The 22877-nt window shown below is 72.1% G+C and carries 26 protein-coding genes; 4 read left to right on the top strand and 22 right to left on the bottom strand.

What is annotated here, in order from left to right; genetic code table 11:
* Positions 1-6: 6 nt before the first annotated feature.
* Entirely contained in the window at positions 7-177 is a 171-nt protein-coding gene (locus AB0G20_RS12195) for a hydrophobic protein (protein WP_248509498.1), read from the top strand.
* A gap of 53 nt (positions 178-230) precedes the next feature.
* Here AB0G20_RS12195 and AB0G20_RS12190 read toward each other — a convergent pair whose 3' ends face one another.
* The 13 genes from AB0G20_RS12190 to AB0G20_RS12130 all read right to left on the bottom strand — a co-directional run bounded on the left by AB0G20_RS12190 (position 231) and on the right by AB0G20_RS12130 (position 10434).
* Positions 231-494 carry a gas vesicle protein K gene (locus AB0G20_RS12190; protein ID WP_248509596.1) on the bottom strand — a complete coding sequence of 88 codons (264 nt, stop codon included), beginning with the start codon at positions 492-494 and terminating at the stop codon, positions 231-233.
* 35 nt (positions 495-529) lie between these two features.
* A complete protein-coding gene (locus AB0G20_RS12185) occupies positions 530-718 on the bottom strand; it encodes a gas vesicle protein (RefSeq protein WP_103813386.1) in 189 nt (62 codons plus the stop codon).
* Positions 719-734: 16 nt separating this feature from the next.
* Positions 735-1490 (bottom strand): GvpL/GvpF family gas vesicle protein, encoded by a 756-nt coding sequence (locus AB0G20_RS12180; protein WP_361299826.1) that lies wholly within the window; start codon positions 1488-1490, stop codon positions 735-737.
* Positions 1487-1825: a gas vesicle protein gene (locus AB0G20_RS12175; protein ID WP_031108661.1), complete on the bottom strand. Its 339-nt coding sequence runs from the start codon at positions 1823-1825 to the stop codon at positions 1487-1489. Before AB0G20_RS12175 ends, AB0G20_RS12180 begins: the two co-directional genes overlap by 4 nt.
* Positions 1822-2922: an SRPBCC family protein gene (locus AB0G20_RS12170; protein ID WP_361299823.1), complete on the bottom strand. Its 1101-nt coding sequence runs from the start codon at positions 2920-2922 to the stop codon at positions 1822-1824. The genes AB0G20_RS12175 and AB0G20_RS12170 overlap by 4 nt, the downstream gene beginning before the upstream one ends.
* Entirely contained in the window at positions 2919-3632 is a 714-nt protein-coding gene (locus AB0G20_RS12165) for a DNA primase (protein WP_361299820.1), read from the bottom strand. The genes AB0G20_RS12170 and AB0G20_RS12165 overlap by 4 nt, the downstream gene beginning before the upstream one ends.
* Positions 3629-3892, bottom strand: a complete 264-nt coding sequence (locus AB0G20_RS12160) for a gas vesicle protein GvpG (protein ID WP_189726221.1) — start codon at positions 3890-3892, stop codon at positions 3629-3631. Before AB0G20_RS12160 ends, AB0G20_RS12165 begins: the two co-directional genes overlap by 4 nt.
* A 4-nt stretch (positions 3893-3896) precedes the next feature.
* A complete protein-coding gene (locus AB0G20_RS12155; protein ID WP_361299817.1) occupies positions 3897-4670 on the bottom strand; it encodes a GvpL/GvpF family gas vesicle protein in 774 nt (257 codons plus the stop codon).
* Complete coding sequence (locus AB0G20_RS12150) at positions 4667-5101, bottom strand: gas vesicle structural protein GvpA (RefSeq protein ID WP_030843829.1); 435 nt, start codon at positions 5099-5101, stop codon at positions 4667-4669. Before AB0G20_RS12150 ends, AB0G20_RS12155 begins: the two co-directional genes overlap by 4 nt.
* A gap of 47 nt (positions 5102-5148) precedes the next feature.
* A complete protein-coding gene (locus tag AB0G20_RS12145) occupies positions 5149-5517 on the bottom strand; it encodes a gas vesicle protein (RefSeq protein WP_361300905.1) in 369 nt (122 codons plus the stop codon).
* A gap of 92 nt (positions 5518-5609) precedes the next feature.
* Complete coding sequence (ligD, locus tag AB0G20_RS12140; RefSeq protein WP_361299813.1) at positions 5610-6539, bottom strand: non-homologous end-joining DNA ligase; 930 nt, start codon at positions 6537-6539, stop codon at positions 5610-5612.
* Positions 6536-8383, bottom strand: coding sequence for a transketolase (locus AB0G20_RS12135; protein WP_361299810.1), 1848 nt, complete (start codon positions 8381-8383; stop codon positions 6536-6538). Before AB0G20_RS12135 ends, ligD begins: the two co-directional genes overlap by 4 nt.
* On the bottom strand, positions 8380-10434 hold the full coding sequence (locus AB0G20_RS12130; RefSeq protein WP_361299807.1) for an FAD-dependent oxidoreductase: 2055 nt from the start codon (positions 10432-10434) through the stop codon (positions 8380-8382). Before AB0G20_RS12130 ends, AB0G20_RS12135 begins: the two co-directional genes overlap by 4 nt.
* Positions 10435-10604: 170 nt before the next feature.
* Here AB0G20_RS12130 and AB0G20_RS12125 point away from each other — a divergent pair, with 170 nt between their 5' ends.
* Both AB0G20_RS12125 and AB0G20_RS12120 read left to right on the top strand, forming a co-directional pair.
* Positions 10605-11567: a TIGR03557 family F420-dependent LLM class oxidoreductase gene (locus AB0G20_RS12125; protein WP_361299804.1), complete on the top strand. Its 963-nt coding sequence runs from the start codon at positions 10605-10607 to the stop codon at positions 11565-11567.
* A 104-nt stretch (positions 11568-11671) separates the two neighbouring features.
* A complete protein-coding gene (locus AB0G20_RS12120) occupies positions 11672-12007 on the top strand; it encodes a hypothetical protein (protein WP_361300902.1) in 336 nt (111 codons plus the stop codon).
* Between the two features lie 130 nt (positions 12008-12137).
* On the opposite strand, the gene AB0G20_RS12115 is transcribed toward AB0G20_RS12120, so the two are convergent.
* Together AB0G20_RS12115 and AB0G20_RS12110 are read right to left on the bottom strand one after the other, a co-directional pair.
* Complete coding sequence (locus tag AB0G20_RS12115) at positions 12138-13169, bottom strand: SDR family oxidoreductase (RefSeq protein WP_361299801.1); 1032 nt, start codon at positions 13167-13169, stop codon at positions 12138-12140.
* Between the two features lie 6 nt (positions 13170-13175).
* Positions 13176-13655, bottom strand: coding sequence for a phage holin family protein (locus tag AB0G20_RS12110; protein ID WP_361299798.1), 480 nt, complete (start codon positions 13653-13655; stop codon positions 13176-13178).
* A gap of 48 nt (positions 13656-13703) precedes the next feature.
* Between AB0G20_RS12110 and AB0G20_RS12105 the strand changes: the two genes are divergently transcribed.
* Positions 13704-14051, top strand: a complete 348-nt coding sequence (locus AB0G20_RS12105; RefSeq protein WP_361299795.1) for a VOC family protein — start codon at positions 13704-13706, stop codon at positions 14049-14051.
* Between the two features lie 13 nt (positions 14052-14064).
* Here the strand turns inward: AB0G20_RS12105 and AB0G20_RS12100 are convergent, their stop codons facing one another.
* From AB0G20_RS12100 to AB0G20_RS12070, 7 genes are all read right to left on the bottom strand, one after another.
* Complete coding sequence (locus tag AB0G20_RS12100; RefSeq protein WP_361299792.1) at positions 14065-14625, bottom strand: GNAT family protein; 561 nt, start codon at positions 14623-14625, stop codon at positions 14065-14067.
* A 44-nt stretch (positions 14626-14669) separates the two neighbouring features.
* Positions 14670-16439, bottom strand: coding sequence for a CocE/NonD family hydrolase (locus AB0G20_RS12095; RefSeq protein WP_361299789.1), 1770 nt, complete (start codon positions 16437-16439; stop codon positions 14670-14672).
* A 145-nt stretch (positions 16440-16584) separates the two neighbouring features.
* Positions 16585-17517, bottom strand: a complete 933-nt coding sequence (locus AB0G20_RS12090) for an LD-carboxypeptidase (RefSeq protein WP_361299786.1) — start codon at positions 17515-17517, stop codon at positions 16585-16587.
* Positions 17514-19478 (bottom strand): prolyl oligopeptidase family serine peptidase, encoded by a 1965-nt coding sequence (locus AB0G20_RS12085; RefSeq protein ID WP_361299783.1) that lies wholly within the window; start codon positions 19476-19478, stop codon positions 17514-17516. The genes AB0G20_RS12090 and AB0G20_RS12085 overlap by 4 nt, the downstream gene beginning before the upstream one ends.
* A gap of 4 nt (positions 19479-19482) precedes the next feature.
* On the bottom strand, positions 19483-20796 hold the full coding sequence (locus tag AB0G20_RS12080) for a M20/M25/M40 family metallo-hydrolase (protein ID WP_361299780.1): 1314 nt from the start codon (positions 20794-20796) through the stop codon (positions 19483-19485).
* Entirely contained in the window at positions 20789-21622 is an 834-nt protein-coding gene (locus AB0G20_RS12075) for a M55 family metallopeptidase (protein ID WP_361299777.1), read from the bottom strand. Before AB0G20_RS12075 ends, AB0G20_RS12080 begins: the two co-directional genes overlap by 8 nt.
* A 74-nt stretch (positions 21623-21696) precedes the next feature.
* Complete coding sequence (locus AB0G20_RS12070; protein ID WP_361299774.1) at positions 21697-22788, bottom strand: GDSL-type esterase/lipase family protein; 1092 nt, start codon at positions 22786-22788, stop codon at positions 21697-21699.
* Between the last annotated feature and the right edge of the window lie 89 nt (positions 22789-22877).

The following is a 22877-nucleotide window of genomic DNA, read 5'->3' as shown; positions in this document are numbered from 1 at the left end:
CGAATTATGGTTCCCATCCTGCTGGTGCTGCTTCTGGTGTTGATTCTGTTCGGCGCCGGATTTGCAGTAGAGATTCTCTGGTGGATCGCACTCGCGGTTCTCGTCCTGTGGCTGCTGGGATTCTTCGTCCGCGGCACGTCGGCATCCGGCGGCAGGGGCCGTTGGTACAGGTGGTAAAAACGCACGCGTTTCCCCGGGCCTGGGTCAGGGCCCGGGGAAACGAATGAGAGTCAGTCCCGCGGAAGCAGCGGTCCGAGCGGCCCGAGGTCCAGATTGAGGTCCTCGGGCCGCAGTCCGTAGCGCTCGCGCAGTTCCGTCATCCGCTCGTCGAGCAGCATGAGCGTGAGCCCGATCCGCTCCTCCTGGTCCTCGCTCAGATCCCCCACGTCGAACCGGCGCAGCGCCTGGCGCTCCATGAGCTGGCGCAGCAGCTCCACCACCGTCAACACGAGTTTGACCAGGTCGCGCTCGACGGTGTCGGGCTCCAGATCCATCCGGTTGCGGTGCGGCCGGGAATTGTCGGGGGTGGTCACAGCAACTCCTCGAACGGTGAGGGCACCTGGGCGTTCACCGAGCTGATGAGCGCGTTGAGGTCGATACGGACGAGGTCGACGTCGGCGATCCGCAGCGTGATGTCCCCCGTGATCACGACTCCGCCGGCGAGCAGCCGGTCGAGCAGGTCCACGAGAGCGATCTCACGGCGTTCCACTACGGTCACGTATTCTCCCCGTCCTTCATGTGGCCTCCCCGGCGAACGAATAGGCCGCCCAGGGGCCGGTGAGTTCCACGCGCATTCCGGGCAGCTCATCCTTGGTGCGGTCCACCAGTTCCACGAATTCCTCGGAATGCGCCCGCGGTACGAGATAGGCGGCGTTCAGGACGTTCCGCCCCGTCGCCTTGGAAAGCGCGGGATTCTGCGGCGGGTGCAGCCGGGAATCCTCCGCGAAGGCGGAAAGCTCCTCGTGCAGCCTGGTCGAGAAACTCTCCGCCTTCTGCCACGTCTCCTCGTGCGACCGGGTCTGCATCCGCCGCTGCCGCAGGTAGTCCCGGCCCGACGCGGGCTTCTGCGCGGGCCGGGGGCTCTCCTGCGGTTCGGACTCGGCGTACACCTTGACGCCCCACTCGACGCGGCCCTCCAGCCGCTCGAGGGTCTGCCGGAAGCTCTCCTCGCGCGCCTCCATCATGGTCCGCACGCCGCTGTCGTCGTGGAAGACGGTGCCGAGCCGCAGCGGCAGCGGGGTCGTGACGGTGGTGAGCGCGTCGATCACGCCCTGGTGGGCTCGGGCGGTCTCGGCGAGCCAGTCCAGGTCCTCCAGATGGGCGTGGAGCGGTTCCTCCGCGAAGTCCCGCTCCGGTACGTGGCTCACCACGGCGACCAGGCCGTGGTGGGTCAGCGTTCTGGGCGGGTCACCCGCCACGCCCGACAGTTGGGCCTGGAGCGGTGTACCGAAGGGGCGGCAGACGGCGTAGACGTACCGCAGTCCGGTCACGGTGCCTCCTTCTTCTCCGCGCGGCCGGGCTCCAGTTCCTCCAGCCGGGCCAGCCTCTCGCGCAACTCGGCGTTCTCACGGGTCAGTTCGTCGCGCCGGGCGCGCGAGGACAGGGCCGGGTCGGTCTCCCACCAGTCGATGCCCATCTCCTTCGCCTTGTCGACCGACGCGACGATCAACCGCAGTTTGATGGTGAGGAGTTCTATGTCGAGCAGGTTGATGCGGATGTCGCCCGCGATCACGATGCCCTTGTCCAGCACTCGTTCGAGGATGTCGGCGAGGTTGGCGCCGCTCCCCTGGCCGTAGGGTTCGGGCATCCTGCTGGGCGTCGTCATCGCCGGCTCCCCGCCTCGACTTCCTCTTCCTCGTCCTCGTACTCAGCCTCGGGCTCCTCCTCGTCCTCGGGCTCCTCGTCCTCGGCCTCCTCGTCGTACTCGGCCTCGGAGTCATCCTCGTACTCGCCCTCGGGCTCCTCTTCACCCTCCTCTTCCGTCTCCTCCTCGTCGTACTCGTCCTCGGGCTCCTCGCCCTCGGGGCTCTCCTCCTCGGACTCCGACTCCTCCTCGGCGACGGCGTCCTCGTGGCTGCGGACGACCTCGCCGTCGCGGATCTCGCCGCGCCAGCCGTCCTCCGCCTCACCCTTGATCGTGATGAAGCGGACGAAGTTCTTCAGGTCGAGCCGGGCCCGGCGGCCCTGGGCGCGCCAGATGTTGCCGGTCTTCTCGAAGAAGCCGGAGGGGTAGTACTCGATGACCAGCAGGACGCGGGTCAGGCCTTCGGTGAGTTCGTGGAAGGAGACGACGCCCTTTGTGGTGCCCTTGGCGCCCTCGGAGGTCCAGGCGATGCGGTCGTCGGGGACCTGCTCGGTGGTCTTGGCCTTCCAGCTGCGGTTGGACCACCAGATCTTCGCCTGCCAGTCGGAGTGGGTGTCGTCGTCGCGGCTCGCGCTCTTGACGCCCTTGGCAAAGGTGCTGAAATCCTGGTACTTCGTCCACTGGTCGTACGCCGTGCGCAGCGGTACGCCGACATCGATGTGCTCGATGATGACGGTGGGCTTGTTGCCGGAACGGCCCTTGCCCTTGCCCTTGCCGCCCAGGCCCTTGAAGGCACCTGTGACCTTGTCCTTGAGGCGCGAGCCGCCCATCTCCAGCGCGGAGCGCAGCGGCCCCTTGCCCTCGGCGATCTTGCGGCCGCCTTCGAGGGCGAGCTTGGCGAAGCCGGGGCTGTTGCCCTCGGCGATGTCGTTCAGCTTTCCGGTGGTCTCGCCGAGCTTGTGGCCCACGCCGGTCAGCATGCGGGTGGCCTGAGCGGCGAGGTACTCCTGCAGTTCGGCCTTCAGCCGGTCGGCGGCCTCGCTGTGGGCCAGGTCCGTGAGCGGGTTCTTCGTCGCTCCGTTGGCGGCGGACTTCGCCGAGCCGAGAGTGTCACTCATCCCTCACCGCCTCCCTTCTGCAGCCGGGACCGAGCGCTGCCGCCCCGGCCCCCGGAGGTCGCCTTCTTGGCGGACGTGGTCTTCTTCGCCGCCGCCTTGCGGCCCGCCGTCTTCTTCGCGGGAGCCTTCTTCGCGGGGGCCTTCTTGGCGGGAGCCTTCTTCGCCGCCTTCTTCGCCGGCGCCTTCTTGGCGGGGGCCTTCTTGGCGGGGGCCTTCTTGGCGGGGGCCTTCTTCGCCTCCGGCTCCTCGTCCTCTTCTTCCTCGTCCTCCTCCTCGTCGGCACCGGAGTCCTCGGGCTCCTCGTCCTCCTCGGGCTCCTCGTCCTCGTCGAGTCCGGAGTCCTCGGGCTCCTCGTCCTCGTCCTCGGCCTCGTCGTCCTGACCGCCGGGCACCACGCCGTTCAGCTGGTCGCGCACCTGGGCGGTCCGGCCGTGCAGCCGGTCGGCGAGGGCGTCGATCTGCCGCTCGACCATGGCGCCGGAAGCGGCCTTGCCGACACCGCGCAGGTCCTGCCGCAGCTGGTCGCCGATCTCCTTGAACTGCGGGTTGTTCCGCAGCTGCTGCTGGAGCAGGTCCGCGACCATGCGCGGGCTCAGGTTCAGCTTCTTCCCGGCGACCAGGCCGCCGACGGCCATCGCCATCTTCAGCTTCTTGGTCCGGCCCAGGAGGTATCCGGCTCCTATGGCGAGACCCAGTCCCGTTCGGTTCATGGTGTTGTCCCGTTGCCTGTTCCCGCGCTCCCGCGCGAAGCGATCTCCAACCGGTCGAGGAGGTCGTCCTCAAGACGGTCGAACTCCTCCTCCGTGATCTCTCCGGCCTCCATCTGCTCCTCAAGGCGGGCCAGTTCGGCCCGGATCGTGGCAGGGTCGTAGTAGATCCGCTCGGCCTCCTGGACCACCTGTCTGATGGCCCAGGCGCTGCCGCGTACCGGTGCGAACGGCAGCAGCAGCACCTCAGAGATCAGGCCCACGTCGTCACCCCGCTCCGGTGTCCGTTCCGCTCGCCACGGTGCCCGCGGGCTCGGCCGGGCCGGGCTCGACGAAGCTGTACGGCGGCAGCGGGCCGTTGACCCGCACCTCCAGGTGCGGCATGTCCTTGCGGACCTGCTCGACCGCGGCGAGGAACGACTCGGCCGCATCCCGGTCCACCAGGAACGACACGTTGGCCAGCCAGCCGGTGGACTCCGGGCCCACGCTCACGTCGTCGGCGGCCGACTCCAGGGCGCGATGCACGGCGGCGCCGTCGTCGGCCTCCTTGGCCTTGACCGCGGCCGCGACCATCTCGCCGAGCCGGATCTTGTCGTCGTAACTGCCGCCACCCGCCTGCCGGTTGGCCTCCGCGAGGCTCCGGATGTCGGGGCTCTCGGCCATCACCTGATGCAGCACGGCCTCTTCGACGTGGTTGGCCTTGACGTTGTACTCGACCCGGTTGTCCAGGGCCCGCAGCCGCTCCTTGTAGTGCTCGGCGCGCTCGGCGAGCACTCCGGTGATGGAGTCGTCGTCCGGGGCGACGCTGCCGAACCGCATGGGCAGCACGCAGCCGGCCGCACCCGCCTCGCTGAGCACGTTCTGGTGGGCGAGCAGCTCCTTGCGCTTGGGCCGCAGCCCGTCGGGCGCCTCGCTGACGACGGCCGCCAGGTCACCCTCACGCAGGATGCGCACCGGGCGGGGCGGGTCGCCGACGCCGCTCATGCCCTCGGGGAGGCCAGGGTGCGAACTCGAGGCGATGCCGTAGACGTAAGTGCTCACTCCTGCTCCTCCTTACGGCGGGACGACGTGCTCTTGCGGGCTCGCGGACGCGACTCGGTCTCACGCTCGGAGCCTTCGGTCCGCGCCTGCTTGAAGGCGTCGGAAATGGTCTCGGCGGCGCCGGACAGCGCCCCCTTCGACTTGCCGCGGGCGCCGGACTCGGTCATCTCCCCGACCAGGTCGGGCAGGCCCGGGTCCTTGCGCGGACCGGCCTCCAGGTCGAGCCGGTTGCACGCCTCGGCGAAGCGCAGATAGGTGTCGACGCTGGCGACGACGACGCGTACGTCGATCTTGAGGATCTCGATGCCGACCAGGGAGACGCGCACGAATGCGTCGATGACGAGCCCCCTGTCCAGGACGAGCTCAAGCACGTCGTAGAGACCGCTGCTGCCGCCTCCGCCGCCGGACTGCTGTGCCGGTACGACTGTCATGCCGGGTGTTCCTCCTCGTGTGTGGGTGCGGGTCGGGTCCGGGGGCCTCAGCGGCCGCCCCTGCGGGCGTCGGACCGACCGCGTTCATAGCGGCGGACGCGCCGGTATCCCGTGAGTTGCCCGTCGGGGTCGAGCTCCACCTGGTAGCTCGCCATCAGGCTCATCGTGTCGGGTACGCGCTCGAGTTCGAGGACTTCGACCTCCAGCGCCCAGCCCTCCTCCGTCTGCTCGAAGGACGACACGGACTCGGCTTCCATGCCGGTGAGCTCCGCGAGCTGTCCGCGCGCCTGACGCAGCACCTCCATCGGGCTCGGCCGCTTCCGGGCCGTCCGGTCGTCGTTCGATTTGCTCGAATTCTGAGAGTCCTGTGACTTCTGTGAACTCTGTGACTCTTGCGTGTTTTTTGTGTTCGACATGGCCACCTCCCCCTCCGTGTGGCCGCAAGCGTGTTCGCCAAACCTCTACGGATGCATGCATCTGCCACTCGGACAGGCGAAGGCGGGCCGCTTCAGCCGCGCAGGGCGATCAGCCGCCGCCGCGCCGGACCCAGCGCCCGGCCGCGGTTCAGCAGGCCTGACCAGGGGTTCGTGCGGGCCTGCTCGACGGCGTCGGCGATGGTCCAGCGGCGGGCGCCGAGCTCCGGGTCGTCCAGCTGGGCCCAGGTGATGGGGGTGGCCACCGGCGCACCCGGGCGAGGCCGGACCGTGTAGGGCGCGACGGCGGTCTGGGCGTAGGCGTTGCGCTGGATGTCGAGGTAGAGCCGCTCGCCGCGCTCCTTCTTGCGGGCGGCAGTGGTGAGACGGTCGGGGTGCGCCTCGGCGAGGGTGTCGGCGACGTCCCGGGCGAAGGCACGTACCTCGTCGAAGTCGTGCCGGCCGTTCAGCGGCACGATCACATGCAGCCCGCGCGAGCCGGTGGTCATCAGCGCCGACGGCAGCTCCAGTTCGTCGAGCAGCTCCCCGAGCAGCCGGGCGGCCTCGCGCACGGCCCCGAAGTCGTCTCCCGACGGGTCGAGGTCGAAGACCAGCCGGTCGGGGTGGTCGACGCTGTCGGCACGGGACAGCCAGCGGTGCAGGGTGATGCTCGCCTGGTCGGCCAGGTAGAGGAGGGTCGCCGTGTCGTCACAGACGGCGTGGCAGACGGTGCCGCCCTCCTTGGCCAGCTCGACGCGCCTGATCCACTCCGGGTAGTGGTCCGGGGTGTTCTTCTGCATGAACGTCGGCCCGTCGATGCCGTCGGGGTGCCGCTCCAGCATCAGCGGGCGGCCGCGCAGGTGCGGCAGCATGAAGGGCGCGACGGCCCGGTAGAAGTCCACCAGATCGGCCTTGGTGTACTCCTTGGCGTCGCCGCCGCCGGGGAAGAGCACCTTGTCCGGCCGGTGCACCTCCACCGTGCGGCGGCCCGCCCGCACCCTGCGCGTGCCGTCGCCGCCGCTCACCGCACGACCGCCTCCTCTACCAGCAGCCGCCCGGCCGCCGCGATGGACTCCGCGTCGATGCCCGAGGCGCGCAGCTGCTCCTCCGGGGACGCGGAGCCCGGCATGCTCCGTACGCCGAGCCGCACCAGACGCGGTACGGGGCGCCCGTCGGTGAAGGCGTCGAGGACCGCGTCCCCGATACCGCCCTCGGGGTGGTGGTCCTCCACGGTCACCAGGCAGCCGGTCTCCTCGGCGGCCCGGTGCAGGGTGGCCCGGTCGACGGGCTTCACGGAGTACAGGTCGATCACCCGCACCGGGATGCCCTCCTGCTCCAGGGCCTCGGCGGCGGCCAGCGCCTCGTGCACGGTGACTCCCGCCGCGACGAGGGTCAGCCGGTCCTGGCCGGAGGAGCGCAGGACCTTGCTGCCGCCGACCGGGAACTCCTCGTCGGGGCCGTAGATCACCGGGCTCTCGCCGCGCGAGGTGCGCAGGTAGCGGACGCCCTCCAGGCCGGCCATCGCGCCGACGAGCCGAGCGGTCTGGTTGGCGTCGCACGGGTACAGCACGGTCGAGCCGTGCACCGCCCGCATCATCGCCAGGTCCTCCAGACCCATCTGGCTGGGCCCGTCCTGGCCGATGGCGACACCCGCGTGCGAGCCGACGAGGTTGATGCCGGAGCCGCTGACGGACGCCATCCGGACGAAGTCGTAGGCCCGGGTCAGGAACGCCGCGAACGTGGCGGCGTACGGCACCCAGCCGCGGGACGCGAGGCCGACGGCCGAGGCGACCAGCTGCTGCTCGGCGATGTAGCACTCGAAGTAGCGGTCGGGGTGCTCCTTGGCGAAGAACTCGGCGCGGGTGGAGTCGCCGACCTCGCCGTCCAGGGCGACGATGTCGCCGCGGCCGGTGCCGAGGGCGGCGAGCGCCTCACCGAAGGCGTTGCGGGTGGCGACCTCTTCGCCCTTGTCCCACCTGGGGAGTTCGAAGTTCCCGGTGTGGACGGAGTGCAGCATGCGGGCGGCGGGCGGCTCCTGCACCCGGACGCGGATGTCACGCGGGCCGCCGAGTTCGGCGATCGCCTCCTCGGCCTCCGGCAGCGGCTTGCCGTGCAGGCCCTCGCGGTCCTGGACGCCCTCGACGCCCTTGCCCTTGAGGGTGCGGGCGAGGATCGCGGTGGGCTGGCCCTTGGTGGACGCGGCCTCTCCGTAGGCGCGGTCGACGGCGTCCACGTCGTGGCCGTCGACCTCGATGGTGTGCCAGTCGAAGGCCTGGAAACGGCGGGCGTAGGCGTCCAGGTCGTGGCCGTGCCGGGTGGGGCCGCGCTGGCCGAGCCGGTTGACGTCGACGATCACGGTGAGGTTGTCCAGGTGCTCGTACCCGGCGTGCTCGGCGGCCTCCCACACGGATCCCTCGGCCAGCTCGCTGTCACCGCACAGCACCCAGGTGCGGTAGCCGCTGCGGTCGAGCCGCTTGCCGGCCAGCGCGATGCCGACCCCGACGGGCAGGCCCTGCCCGAGCGAGCCGGTGGCCGTCTCGACCCACGGCAGGCGCTGCGGGGTGGGGTGCCCTTCGAGGCGGCTGCCCAGCTTGCGGAAGGTGAGCAGTTCCTCGTCGTCGATGGCGCCGGCCGCCTTGTACGCCGAGTACAGCAGCGGGGAGGCATGGCCCTTGGAGAGGACGAAGCGGTCGTTGGCCGGGTGGGCGGGGCGGTCGAAGTCGTAGTGGAGGTGGTTCGCCAGCAGGACGGCCATCAGGTCGGCCGCGGACATCGAGGACGTCGGGTGCCCGGAGCCCGCCGCGGCGGCGGCGCGGACACTGTCCACCCGCAGCTGCTGTCCGAGGTCGGTGAGTTCACCGGTGTTCATGAGTCTCCTTTCGCGGAGTCGTCCGGGAGGTCGGTTCGCTTGACGGGGCCGGGGGCGGGATGAGGGGTCGGGGGTGATTGGCCGGGCCGGGACGCGGGCTGGTTCTTCGCGGGTTCACCGCCCGGCTGGTTCTTCGCGGGCTCGCCACCGGGCTGGTTCTTCGCGGGCTCGCCACCGGGCTGATTCCTGGCGGGCTCGCCACCGGGCTGGTTCCTGGCGGGCTCACCACCGGGCTGGTTCCTGGCGGGCTCACCACTCGGCTGATTCCTCGCCGCTTCACCGCCCGGCTGACTCCGCGCAGGCTCGCCACCCGGCTGACCGCTGGCCGGTTCGCCACCCGGCTGACCGCTGGCGGGCTCGCCACCCGGCTGGTTCCTCGCCGCTTCACCGCCCGGCTGACTCCGGGCAGGCTCGCCACCCGGCTGGTTTCTGTCCGGTTCCGCGGCAGCTCCCGCAGCCGGGCGCCCCTTCGCCGTCTCGGACTCGGACCGCAGCTCCCCGTGCCCGGAGGGGGGCCGGCCCTCGACCGGGCGGCCCTTCGCCGTCTCTGACTCGGACCGCGGTACCGCGGCCCCGGATCCGGGCCGTACCTGCGTCGCCCCGGATCCGGGCTGCCCCTTCGCGGGCTCTTCGTGGGGCCGGGCCGGGCCCTGCCCTCCGGTGCCGGGGCCTCCGTCGTCCGTGTCGGCCGCGAGCGCCGCCCCCGGCCCGGACCGGGCGCTCGCCTCCTGCCGCTGCCCGGGGCCACCCGGCACCCGGGCCACCTCGGGCGACGACGTGTCCAGCGGCACCGACCAGGACCGCACGAGCCCCAACTGCACGGCCTGGCGCGGCAGTACGGCGTCCAGCAGCCAGTCGGCGGCGACCCGGACGCGGTTGCCGGGCATCGCGGCGAGGTGGTAGCCCCGCGTCACCACGCCCGCCGGTACGCCGGACAGGGGCACGCCGAGCGGGTTGGCGGCGGCCTTCGCCCCGCCCAGGTCGACGACGAAACCCAGGTCGCGATGGCGGTAGGGCTTGCGCGCACCGCCGAGACCGAGCGACGCGGCGACGTTCTCCGCCGCGACCTTGCCGTGCCGCCAGGCGTGCTGCGCGGTCATCGGCGTATAGCTCCCCGGGTTCTCCAGATCGGGTACCGCGGCCACGTCCCCGCACGCGAACAGCTCCGGCCTGCCCGGCACCTGCAGGTGCGGGTCGACGAGCAGCCGCCCCTTCTCCATCGGCAGCCCGAGGGACTCGACCAGCGGGTCCGGACGTACGCCCACGCACCACACCAGCGTCCGGGTCTCGACGAACTCGCCGTCGGTCAGCACGACGCCGTCATGCGTGGCCTCCTTCACGGAGGTCCCCATCCGCACGTCCACGCCCCGCTGCCGCAGCACCCGGTCGGCGGTGGTGGACAGCTTCTCGTCCATCTCCGGCAGCACCCGCGGCGCCACGTCCAGCAGCATCCAGCGCGGTCGCATGCCCTGCCGCAGCGGATGCTTGCGCACCTGCGCGTCGGTGAACATCTGCCCGTGCGCGGCGACCTCGGTGCCCGTGTACCCGGCGCCGACCACCACGAAGGTGCACCGCGCGGCACAGGTCTCGGGATCGTCCGCGGAGGCCGCGAGCTCCACCTGCCGGGTCACGTGATCACGCAGGTACAGCGCCTCGGGCAGCCCCCGGAAACCGTGCGCGTGCTCGGCGACACCGGGGATGGGCAGCAGCTTGTTGACGCTGCCCGCGGCGAGCACCAGCCGGTCGTAGGCGAGGGTGCCGCCCTCGCCCTCGGGGCCGGTGTAGTGCAGCGTGCGGTCGTCGAGGTCGATGCGGTCGGCCTCGCCCAGCACCAGCCGTACGTCCGGCAGCGAGTCCGAGAGGGAGACCGTGACCCGGCGCGGCTCCAGGATGCCGGCGGCGACCTGGGGCAGCAGGGGAAGGTACAGGAAGTAATCGGTGGGGTTCAGCAGGGTGATGTGCGCCCGGCCCCGGGTGAGCCGGGACAGGGTGCGGGCCGTGCGGTACCCGGCGAAGCCGGCACCGACGATCACGATGCGGGGTCGACTCACGGTCGCTCGCCTCCGGCGCTGTCGCGTAGCTCGGGAGCCTTCCGCGTCCCCCTGGCCAGGGCACCCAAACGTCGGCCGGGTCCCGCTCGCCCGGACGCCGCCGGTTTCCGGCCCCGCGCCCGGGTACCCGGTGCGGGATACGGACCGCCGACGTCGCGGAGGCTCCCCTCATGCCCGAGTACGGCTACTTCCTCTCGTGCGAGCAGTACGGACCCGCCGAGCTGATCGAGCAGGCACGGATGGCCGAGCAGGCCGGATTCCAGGCGCTGTGGATCTCGGACCACTACCACCCGTGGAACGACGAGCAGGGCCAGAGCCCGTTCGTGTGGTCGGTGATCGGCGCGCTGTCCGAGGCGGTGTCCCTGCCGGTCGAGACGGCGGTGACCTGCCCGACGGTGCGCATGCACCCGGCGGTGGTGGCGCACGCCGCGGCGACCAGCGCGGTGATGACGAACAACGGTTTCCGGCTCGGTGTCGGCTCCGGCGAGGCGCTCAACGAGCACATCCTGGGCGACCACTGGCCGCCGGCCCACGTCCGCCTCGACATGCTGGAGGAGGCCATCCAGGTGATGCGCCGGCTGTTCACCGGCGAGGAGGTGAACCACCACGGGCCGCACTACACGGTCGAGAACGCCCGCCTGTACACCGTCCCGGACGAGCCGATCCCGATCGACATCTCCGGCTTCGGCCCCGCCGCGACCCAGCTCGCCTCCCGCGTCGGCGACGGCTACATCACGGTCACGCCGGACGAGGCGATGGTGGAGCAGTACCGCAAGGGCGGAGGCGGCGGAAAGCTGGTGAGCGGCGGCACCAAGGTCTGCTACGACACCGACAAGGAGGAGGCCGTACGGACCGTGCACCGGCTCTGGGCGAACGAGCAGCTGCCGGGCGAGCTGGGCCAGGTGCTGCCCTCCCCCAAGCATTTCGAGCAGGCGCAGCAGCTCGTCACCGAGGACATGGTGCGCGGGAACCGGGTGTGCGGCGACGACGTGGACGAGCACGTGGCGGAGCTGAAGCAGTTCGCCGACGCGGGCTTCGACCGGGTCTATGTGAACCAGATCGGCCCGGACCTGCGCGGCTTCTTCGACTTCTACCGCACGAAGGTGCTGCCGCAGCTCCAGCAGGCCGTCTGACGGGGGCCGAGCGCGCACAAATCAAGAGGTGGAGGAATGCCTGGTCGCCTAGAGTCGCCCGCATGTCTGTACGTCTTCGTCTGCGTGACGCCCTGCCGGAAGCGATGCGGGCCCGGGACAAGGCCGCGGTGAGTGCCCTGCGCAGCACCCTGGCCGCGCTGGACAACGCCGAGGCGGTGCCCATGGCCGGCACGGCGCCCCGCGCCGGGGCGCTGGAAGCCTCCCCGGTCGGCGCCGGCGCCACCGAGGTGGCCCGGCGCGAGCTCAGCGAGCGGGACGTCCTGCACGTCGTACGCGCCGAGGCCGAGGAACGACTGGCGGCGGCGGACGGGTTGACCGCGCCCGCACACGCCGACCGGGCCGCGCGGCTCCGGGCGGAGGCGGCGGTGCTGCTCCGGTTCCTCGACGGAGAAACGGGCGAAGGCGCCCTCGGGACCTGAGGAAGACGCCCTCGGGACCTCAGTCAGGGACCTGCCCCGCGGCCCCGCGGCACGTGGAGCAGCTCGCCCGCATCGTCGCCCGCCCGGCCCGGACGGCCTCGACGGCCGGGCGGCACGCGGACGACCGTCCCTACCGGCGCGCCATCCCGGCCAGCTTGCGGGCCGCCAGGGCGCCCGCTCCCGCGGTGAGGGCCGCGCCCATCCACCCGCGGTTGCGCGACAGCCACTGCTGCGGGCCGCCGCCGGTGGCTTCGTCGTCGAAGCGTCCGTGCGCGCCGAAGTCCCGTCCGTGCGGGCCGTCCGCCGGGGACCACAGGTTCGCCGGCCCCTCGGGCCGGCCCTCCTCCTGCTGCGCGTCGATGTTGGTGCGGGCCAGATAGCGTTCCAGCAGCCCGGGGACGACCGCGTTGGCGAGGAGCGTGGCGGCCGTGGAGCCGCCCACCCAGTACTCCCGGCGCCGCGCGTGCGACGACGCGTGGACGATCGCCCGGGCCGCGACCTCCGGCTGGTACACGGGCGCGACGGGCCGGGCCCGGCCCGGCATCCGGTTCAGCACCCAGTCGAACTGCGGGGTGTTGAGGCCCGGCAGCTGCACCATCGTCGTGCGCACCCCGCTGCGCGCGTGCAGCAGCTCGCAGCGCAAAGACTCGTTGAACCCCTGGATCGCGTGCTTGGCCCCGCAGTACGCCGACTGCAGGGGGATGCCCCGGTAGGCGAGCGCGGAGCCGACCTGCACGATCGTGCCGCGGTCGCGCGGCAGCATGTGACGCAGGGCGGCCCGCGTGCCGAACACATAGCCCAGGTACGTCACTTCGGTCACGCGCCTGAACTCGTCCGGGGCGACCTCCGTGAACGGCGCGAACACCCCGGTGAAGGCGTTGTTGACCCAGACGTCGATGTGCCCGTACGCGTCGACGACCTGCTGGGCGGCGTCGTCGACGGCCTTGGCGTCGGAGACGTCCACGCCGACGACGAGCGCCTCGCCCCCGGCGCGCTCCACCTCGTCCGCCGCGGCGGCGAGTCCCTCACGCCCCCGGGCGAGCAGGGCGACCTTGTCGCCGCGGGCGGCGAAGGCCCGGACCGTCGCCCGTCCGACACCGCCGCTGGCACCGGTCACCACGACCACGCGGCCGCGCTGGTGCGATGTTCCCGCCTTGCGCACCCGGCATCACGCCCCGCGGTGGGGTACGTCCGGGCCGTCGGCCGGCCGCGGGGGCACGGTGCCCGGGGCGGCAGTCCCGGCGGGCGGGGCCGGCGGAACGGGCGGATACGGCATGCCGCCGACCGCCCCGGCGGCGGTCTGGCGGGCGCTGTCCCCGCCCGGCGCCATGCCGGCCGCGTGCTCCGGGCCCGGCCGGGACGGCCGGGCCATGCCGCGCAGCACATAGGCCAGGGCTCCGAGGATCACTGCGGTGATCAGCGCGGCGGCCCAGTCGGGCAGGCCGAGGGCGAGGGCCAGCCCCACGGCGAGTGCGAGGGCCGCGCCCGCGTACAGGGCGAGGGCGCCGGACGCGGCGTACAGCGCGGCCTTGCGGCGCTGCTTGCGCGTCTGCTCGCGCAGTTCCTCCCGTACGGTCTCGCGCGCCACCTGTGCCAGTTCGTCGACCAGGTGCTTGTCCAGATGCTCCAGGTGATCCAACGGCTTCATGCCCGGCCGGGTACCCTCGCCCCCCGGTGCGTAACTAGGCTCAGCAGCATGGAGATTCTGGGTGCCACACTGCGCGTCTGCGTCGACGACCTCGAGACCGCGATCCCCTTCTACGAGCAGCTGGCGGGCGGCAGAGCCCAGCGCTTCGAGCGGGGAGGTGTCCAGGTGGCGGCGATCGGCTGCTTCCTGCTGATGAGCGGTCCTCCGGCCGAACTGGAGGTGCTGCGCAAGGTCGCCGCGACGATCGCCGTGACGGACGTCGAGGAGACCCACAAGGTGCTGACCGGGCTGGGCGCCCACATCGTCGCGGGCCCCATCGCCTCACCGGCGGGCCGCAATCTGATCGCCCTGCATCCGGACGGGTCGGTCTACGAGTACGTGGACCGCCACGCGTGAGCGGCGCCGGGGCTCAGTGCCGCGTCGGCGGGGTGATCATCTCGGTGGTGATCGCCCAGCGTTCGTGGTCGCGCCAGGCCCCGTCGACGAAGAGCATCTTCGGCGAGAAGCCCTCCAGGCGGAACCCGCAGCCGCGGGCCAGGGCGATCGACGCGGCGTTCCCCGGCTGGACGTTGATCTCCAGCCGGTGCAGCCGCATCGGGCCGAACGCGTACCGCACGACGAGGTCCAGCCCTTCGCGCATCAGCCCCCGCCCGGCGGCGTGCGCGAAGGCGCCGTAGCCGAGCGCCCCGGACTGGAAGCCGCCCTCGACGATGTTGTTGATGTTGATGAACCCGCCGATGGCCCCGTCGCTCTTCTCGCAGACCAGGAACCCGGCCTTGGACGGGTCCTCGATCAGCCGCCCCGCGTAGGCGGTGTACGCCTGTGTCGTGGTGGGCGGGAAGAGCCACGGGTGGTGCAGGTCCTTGCTCTCCCGGGCGCGGGCGGTGAACTCGGCACCGTCCTCGTAGGTGAAGTGGCGAATGCCCACCCGGGGGCCTTCGGCGAGGTGGCGGGATGCGTGGTGCGGCACCCCGCCACAGTAACCGCGCTGCCTGTGTGTCCCCAGTCGTGGCGTCAGGAGCCGGCGACCGGCAGCCGGAGCACCCCGGTGTCGCGCTCCCCGCTGACCACGGTCACCGGTTTGATCCCCCGGTTGCCGAAGTAGGCGTCGTCGCTCGCGGCGATCACGAACCGCAGCCGGTGCCCGGTCTCGTACCGGTGCACGATGCCGGGCAGGGTGACGGTGAAGCTCTTGGTGACGTCCGGGACACGCACCGGCGCGACCAGGCGGCGCACCAGGGTGCGGGTGCCGTCGGGGGCGACGTCGTAGAGCTTGGCGAACAGCACGAGCTTGTCGGCCGCGTCGGCGGAGTTCTGGGTGCGCTCGGCCTTCGGGGAGACGACCTTGAGCGTGGCCCGGGGTGCGCCGACGACGTCGAGGGGGCGTTCCAGCGGCGCGCTCGTCCAGTCGACGTAGGTGCCCTCGGTGTCGCGCGGCGGTGAGTCCCGCAGTCCGATGAGGCCGGAGAGCGAGCTCTCCGAATGGCTCGTGGGGATCAGCCAGTTGGTGTAGCCGCGGCTGCCGCGGACCACCTGGCCGCGATGGTCGACGAGTGTGCCGTCACCGGAGAGGTACAGGGTGCGGCTGAGGGCGGGAAGGTCGCCGGCGGTGGCGTAGGTGCGGTCGGGGTCGGTGATCCAGTCGCGGTAGTAGGCGAAGGCCGGGCCCGTGTCGACGTGGGTCTGCTCGCGCAGATGGCGGTCGAACCAGGCAAGGACGCGCCGGCCGACGTAGCTGGTCTCCAGGTTGCCCTTGGACAGGTCGAGTTCACCGGAGGCCGGGCCGGTGAGGCCGCCGCTGTGGCCCCAGGACTGCCAGATCATCTTGACCGGCGTGCCCTGGGCCTTGAGCGTCCGGTACGTCGCCGTGGCCTCGTTGAGGTTGAACAGGGTGTCGGCCTGGCCCTGGACCAGCAGGGTCGGTGTGTCGACGCGGTGGAGGTACGACACCGGCGAGACGCGGTGCGCGAAGGCGAGCAGCTCGGCGGTCCGGTCGGCCGGGTAGCTCCCGGAGTTGAGGGTGTGGACGGTCCGGCAGGCCTCGGTGACGAAGTGCAGGCAGGCCAGGGAGTTGATGCGGGACGGGTCGAGGCTCGGCTGGAGCAGCGGCTGACCCTCGCCGCTGAGGTAGAAGCCGTTCGTCCACTGCCATTTGAAGGCCCCGGGGACGCCTCCGCTGCCGACGGCGTTGTTGGGATCGAGTGAGTACGCCAGGTCGTTCCAGGTGATCATCGGGACGAGCGCGTCGAGGCGGTGGTCGACGGCGGCCGTCGCGAGCTGGACGGCGCCGCCGTAGGAGCCGCCGATCATGCCGACGCGCGGGTCGCCCGGTGCGTCACGGGTGACGTAGTCGGCGGTGGTGCCGTCGTCGGCGGCGCGGGTGCCGCCCAGGAAGTCGACCAGCCGCGAGGCGGCGGCGCCGTCGATGTCCGGGTCGTCGAGGGAGATGAGGCAGCCGCTGCGGCCGAATCCGAGCCCGGAGTAGACGAGCGAGACGTAGCCGCGCTGGGCGAAGGCCTTGCCGATGGTGTCCGTGGAGCCGTCGGTCTTGCTGCCGCCGAAGCCGTTCGTGGCGAGCACGGCGGGCGCCGGGTGGTCGTGGTCCACGCCCGCGGGACGGTACAGGTCGGCGTCGACCGTGCAGGCGCGGCCGCCCGCCCGGACGGTGAACTTCAGCGGCGTGACGGTGTAGGCGTCGGCGGCGGTCGCGGGCGGTGTGAGGGCGAGGGGCACGGCCAGGGCGGCGCCCAGAGCGAGAGCGAGGGGCGCGCGGGATCTGGGCACGCGTCGGAACACACGGACCTCCACGGTGAGGGCAACCGGGGTACCGACCAGTAGGTACTGGCCGGTTGTCATGGTGTGACACGTGTCAGGAGCCGTCAATCACCGAAACGAGGGTTTCTTGACAGGAATTCAGCAGGGGTCGCCCTCAGCCCAGTGCCGGTTCGTCCAGCGTCAACGTGCCTGCCACGGCATCCAGTTCGGCACGGACCCCGAGGGGCATGGTGAGCGCGCCCTCGCCGTGCCCGAACCCGAACTCCTCCACGACCGGGACGCCCAGGCCGCCGAGCCGGTCGACGAGGACCGCGCGCAGCTCCCCGTACGGGCCGCACGCCGCCCAGGACCCGAGGACGATCCCGGCGACCCCGTCGAGCCAGCCGGTGCGCAGGAGTTGGGTCAGGTACCGGTCCAGGCGGTACGGGCTCTCGCCGACGTCCTCCATCAGCAACAGCCCGCCCCGCGCCCCGGGGTGGGCGTGCGGAGTGCCGAGGTCGCTCGCGAGCAGGCTCAGGCAGCCGCCCAGGGTGACACCCCGGGCGCGGCCCGGGACCAGTGCGGTGCCGCCCGGGCGCACGGCCGTGACGGTTCGTACGGACTCCGGCTCGAAGAGGGTGGCCCGCAGGTGCTGCTGGGCCCGGGCGTTCTTGAGGAAGTCGACGCCGGCGGCCGCGGGCCCGTACAGGGTGACCAGGCCCAGGCGGGTGGCGAAGGCCTGGTGCAGGACGGTGACGTCGCTGAACCCGGCGAACACCTTCGGGCCCGCCGCCCGCATCGCCTCCCAGTCGAGCAGGTCGACCATGCGTTGCGCCCCGTACCCGCCCCGGGCGCACAGCACGGCCGCGACGGACGGATCGCACCAGGCGTTCTGGAGGTCGGCGGCCCGCTGCTCGTCCGTGCCGGCCAGGTAGTCCAACTGCCCGTGGCGGCCGAGCACATGGGGCATCACCACGGGGTCGAGGTCCCAGCCGCGCAGGATGTCGAGCCCGGCCTGGAGCCGCTCCTCGGGCACCGGCCCGCTGGGCGCGACGACGGCGACGCGGGCGCCGGGGGCGAGCCGGGGCGGTCGTACCGACGGATTCACTTGGCGAGCTCCAGAAGGGGGATACCGGGCGGGTTCAGGCGGAACACCTGGGCGTAGAGGGAGAGTTCCGCCTCCAGGGCACGCACCATGGTCTCCGCCCTCCGGAACCCGTGCCCCTCCCCCTCGAAGGCGAGATACGCGTGCGGCACCTTCCGGCCCTCCAGCCGGGCCAGGAACCGCTCGCACTGCACGGGCGGGCAGATCACGTCGTCCAGGCCCTGGAGCAGCAGGAACGGCACGGCGAGGCGGTCGGCGTGGGCGGCGGGCGAGCGCTCCGCGTACCGGGCGGGCACGTCGGCGAGCGGCCCGATCAGGCTCTCCAGGTACTGCGACTCGAAGTCGTGGGTCTCCCCCGCGCCCCAGCCGGCCAGGTCCAGGATCGGGTACTTGATGGTGCCGCAGGCGTAGACGTCGGTGGTGGTGAGCGAGGCGGCGGCGGTCCAGCCGCCCGCGCTGCCGCCCCGGACGGCGAGCCGGCCGCGGTCGGCGGTGCCCTCGTCGGCGAGGGCCAGGGCGACGGCGGCGCAGTCCTCGACGTCCACCACGCCCCACTGCTCGCGCAGCCGCTCGCGGTACGGGCGGCCGTATCCCGTGGAGCCGCCGTAGTTGACCTCGGCGACGCCGATGCCGCGCGAGGTGAAGTAGGCGATCTCCAGGTCGAGCACGAGCGGCGCGCGGCCGGTGGGTCCGCCGTGCGCCCAGAGGACGTAGGGCGGCAGTTCGTCGCCGGGCGCGACGCAGCCGGGGTGGTGCGGCGGGTAGAGGTGGGCGTGGATGTCGCGTCCGTCGGGGCCGGTGAAGGTGCGGATCTGCGGCTCGGGGTAGTACGCGGGATCCACGGCGTCGTCGTGCTCGGCACCGATGACACGGGCCCGGCCGGTGCGGGCGTCCAGCTCGACGACCTCGTAGGCGCTGCGCGGGCTGGCCCCGACCGCGACGACCCGTTCGCCGTGGGCGGCGAGGGTGGGGGCGAACTCGGTCCAGGGTCCGGCCGCGTCGACGACCTCGCCGGTCTCGGGGTCCAGTATGCCGAGGGCGGTGGCGCCCCGGCCGTGCACGACGGCGATCAGACCGCTGTCCAGCGGCGTGAACCATCTCGAACCCAGCTTCCACAGCGCCCCGCCGAACTCCTCCTCGCGCGGGCACAGCGGCTCCCCGTCGAGGTAGAGGTTCCACCAGCCGGTGCGGTCGCTCGCGTACAGCAGGCGGCCGTCGTGGGTCCAGTCGGCCTGGGCGATCGACTCGCCGGGTCCGCCGGCCACGGCCCGGGCGCCGCGCAGGGTGCCGTCAGGGGCGACGTCGGCGAGGAGCAGTTCGGTGCCGTCCCACGGCATGCGCGGATGGTCCCAGGCGAGCCAGGCGGCCCGCTCCCCGTCGGGCGAGAGCTTCGGGCCGGTCACGAACCGGTGCCGCCCGTCGGCGAGTTCGCGTACGGCGTCCCGGTCCCGGGCCGCGGATCCGTCCAGCGGGACGGCGGCCAGGACGCGGCGCAGGTCGGTGGGTCCGTCGCCGGTGAACTCCTCCAGCACGCACCACACTTCCCCCCGTTCGGGCCGCAGCAGCGGCTCGGCCCAGCGCAGGCCCGCGCCTACGGGGGACACGGGGGTGAGCGGCTGGGGTTCGCCGCCCGGCGCGCAGCGGTACAGCCGCTGGTCGGCGAAGTTCACGAACACCACCAGCGGTCCGGCGTCGCCCGGGAGGGCGGCCCACGGGTGCCCGCCGTACTCGATGACCCGGCTGCGCACGTTCCACGGCGCGGGCAGCAGCGACTCCTCCCGGCCGTCGGCGTGCCGCCGCACGAGGGTGCGCCGGCCGCCCTCTTCGGGGCGCGGCTCGGTCCACCACACCTCGTCGCCGACGAAGCCCACATACTCCGGATGCCCGTCGTGCGCGGCGGTCAGGGCCGCGTCGATGGGCGAGGGCCACGCCCCGTAGGCCAGCGTCCGCACCGTCTCCCCCACTCTCCTAGGCCGTGCGCAGGAACCGGTCGAGTACGCGGACGCCGAAGTGCAGCGCCTCGACCGGTACCCGCTCGTCGACGCCGTGGAACATGGCGGCGTAGTCGTAGCCGTCCGGCAGCTTCAGCGGGGTGAAGCCGTAACCGGTGATGCCCAGGCGGGAGAACTGCTTGGCGTCGGTGCCGCCGGACATGCAGAACGGCACCACCTTCCCCTCGGGTGCGAACTCCTCGATGGCGGCCCGCATCCCCGCGAACGTCGCCGAGTCCACCGGCGACTCCAGGGCGACCTCGCGGTGGTGGAACTCCCAGTCCACGTCCGGCCCGGAGAGCCGGTCGAGGGTGCTGCGGAACTCCTCCTCGCCGCCGGGCATGTACCGGCCGTCCACGTACGCCACGGCCTCACCGGGAATGACATTGATCTTGTAACCGGCGTCCAGCATGGTCGGGTTGGCACTGTTGCGGAGGGTCGGCTCGACGAGCCCGGCGGCCGGGCCGAGCTTCTCCAGCAGTGCGTCCACGTCGGTGAGGTCGGCCTCGATGCCGTAGAGCGAAGCGAGTTCGGTGAGTGCGGCCCGTACGGTCGGGGTCAGCCGCAGGGGCCACTCGTGCGCGCCGATCCGCGCGATCGCGCCCGCTAGGCGGGTCACCGCGTTGTCCCGGTGGACCCTGGAGCCGTGTCCGGCGCGTCCGCGGGCGGTGAGCTTCAGCCAGGCGGTGCCGCGCTCCCCGGCCGCGATCGGGTAGATCTGCCGCCCGTTGCCGTCGTGGAAGGTGAAGGCGCCCGCCTCGCTGATGCCTTCGGTGCAGCCCTCGAACAGTGCGGGGTGCTCGTCGGCGAGGAATCCGGAGCCGTCCTCGGCGCTGGCCTCCTCGTCCGCGGTGAACGCGATGACGATGTCCCGGCGGGGCCTGACGCCCTGCCGTGCCCAGCCGCGCACGACGGCCAGGATCATCGCGTCCATGTTCTTCATGTCGACGGCGCCGCGTCCCCAGACGACCCCGTCGCGGATCTCCCCGGAGAACGGGTGCACGCTCCAGTCGGCGGCCGCGGCGGGCACGACGTCCAGATGGCCGTGGAGCAGCAGCGCGCCGGCTCCGGGGTCGGTGCCCTCGATACGGGCGACGACGTTGGTCCGCCCCTTGGTGCGCTCCAGCAGGGTGGGCTCGATCCCGGCGCCGGCGAGCCGCGCGGCGGCGTACTCGGCGGCGGGCCGCTCCTGGCAGTCGCCCCCGCCCCGGTTGGTGGTGTCGATCCGGATGAGGTCGGACGTGAACGTCACGACCTCGTCCAGCGCGGTCCCGTCCACCTGCTCAGCCATACTGCTCCTCCACCGCGGCCGAGACGATCGTGGTGACCGCCTTGAAGGCGCGGATGCCCTCGTACATGGTCTCGCTCGTGTACGCCACCTTCCGCTCCCCGATCCGGTCCACCCCCGGGACGACGGTGGCGACCATCGCCAGGTGCTCCGCGTCGAACTCCACGGCCACGGTGAACGGGCCGCCGTGCACGGGTTCGTGGCGCACCGCCAGCGCGGCCGCCTCCTTGGCCGCCGCCCGGATGTCGGCCGCGGTGCGGGCGGGTGTACGGCACACCGCCGCGTAGCGCGACACATGGTCCTTCACCGCGACCTTGAGAGCCTCGGGCGCGTACCCCAGCGCGTCCTCGCAGGCGACGTCGTCCCCGGTGACCAGCACGACCGGCACGCCGTACTCGGCGACGACATGGGCGTTGAGCAGCCCCTCGCTCGCCCGTACGTCGTTCAGCCACACGCCCGTGATCGAGTTGGCGAGGTAGGTGTGCGCGAGGACGCCCTCCATGCCGGCGCCGGCGTGGTAGCCGACGAACGCGATGCCGTCGACGTCGCCGTGCTGCACGCCCTCCACCATGGACAGCGCCTTGTGCCGGCCGGTGAGCATCTGGGCACGTTCGTCGAGTTGCTCCAGCAGCAGGTTGCGCATCGTGGAGTGCGCCTCGTTGATGATCACCTCGTCGGCGCCGCCGTCGTGGAAACCGAGTACGGCGGCGTTCACGTCGGAGGTGAACAGCGAGCGGCAGCGCTCCCACTGGGACGCGCCCGGCATCACGTCGTCGGGCCAGGTGACGCCGGTGGCGCCCTCCATGTCGGCGCTGATGAGGATTCTCATGACGAGCCGTCCAGGGCGGAGATCTTCATGGTTCGTCACGTTACGCGCTGCGGGCTGAACCGGCTACGAGGTGGTCACCAACGGATCGGCAGGTCGGCGAGGAGCGCGGTGAGGCGGTCGGCCAGGAGGCGGTGGTCGCGGGCCGAGTAGTGCCAGTGGCAGCCGGCGTGGTCCAGGCCGGTGGTGTCGAGGGACCAGTAGCGGACCCGGCGGTCGCCCGCGCCGGTGCGTTCCCGCACGACGTGTTCGACATGGCCGGCGAACGGGCCACTGCCCACGGCCAGGATGGTGGTCGCGGCCCCGTAGCGCCCCCGCAGCTTGTCGAGGAAGCCGCTGTAGGCGCTGCGGTAGGAGGCGGCGAGGCTCTCGTCCGTCCATGGCTCGCCCGGGTTGAGGGGGGTCGAGAAGTCGTTCGTGCCGAGGTGGATCACCACGAGCTGCGGCCGCCAGGTGCCTGGGTTCCGCCAGACGTCGCCCGGCACGTTCAGCAGCGCGCGGTCGTAGAAGCTGCGGTAGTTCACCTCCGGGGAGCTTCCGTTGTAGTTGCGCACCATGCCCTGGCCCGAGTAGGCGTTGACCTGGTAGTCGGCGCGCAGCCCCCGTGCGGTGAGGGCGCCGTAGCTCACGTCGGCGTTGGTGGTGCGCCGCAGCTGCTCGCCGTCGCAGTCACGGGAGGTGGAGAGGTTTCCGTAGCCTGCAGTGAGGGAGTCGCCGATGAACTCGATCTGGCGGCTGCGCGCGGCCGGCCGGGCCAGGACGGCACCGCCGGGTGCGGCGACGAAGCCGCCGAAGGAGCTGGTGCTCCACGGGGTGTCGTTGCGCTTGACGAGCCGGACGCTGTGCACGCCGTCGCGCAGGCCCCTGACCCAGTGCGTGGTCTTCCCCGGCGTGACGAGGGTCGCGACGGTGGCTCCGTCGACCTGGACGTCGTAGTCGGCGGCTGGATCGTCGAGCACGACGCCCACGCCGGTGCCCCGGATCCGGCCCTCGAAGTAGACGCCGGGCCAGCTGTACTGGAGCACGTCGCCGGCGTCCTTGACCCGCCCTGCGGTGTGCACGCTGTCCCGTAGAGCGCGAGGGTCCGGTGCGGCGACGGCCGTGACGGCGGACGTGCCGACCAGCACCGTCGACACCGCCGACGCGACCAGCATCCGTAACCAGGGCATCGGCATGGCTGTCCTCCGCGGGGGCGAGGCAGGTGCACGGACCGGGCGGAGTGACCGTACACCGACAAATCCGTCGCCCGCCAGACCAC

The organism is Streptomyces sp. NPDC024017 (genome assembly GCF_040638895.1).
In the GTDB taxonomy this organism is placed as follows: domain Bacteria; phylum Actinomycetota; class Actinomycetes; order Streptomycetales; family Streptomycetaceae; genus Streptomyces.
The sequence above is the reverse complement of the archived record's forward strand: the minus strand, read 5'-3'. Positions and strand labels throughout refer to the sequence as shown.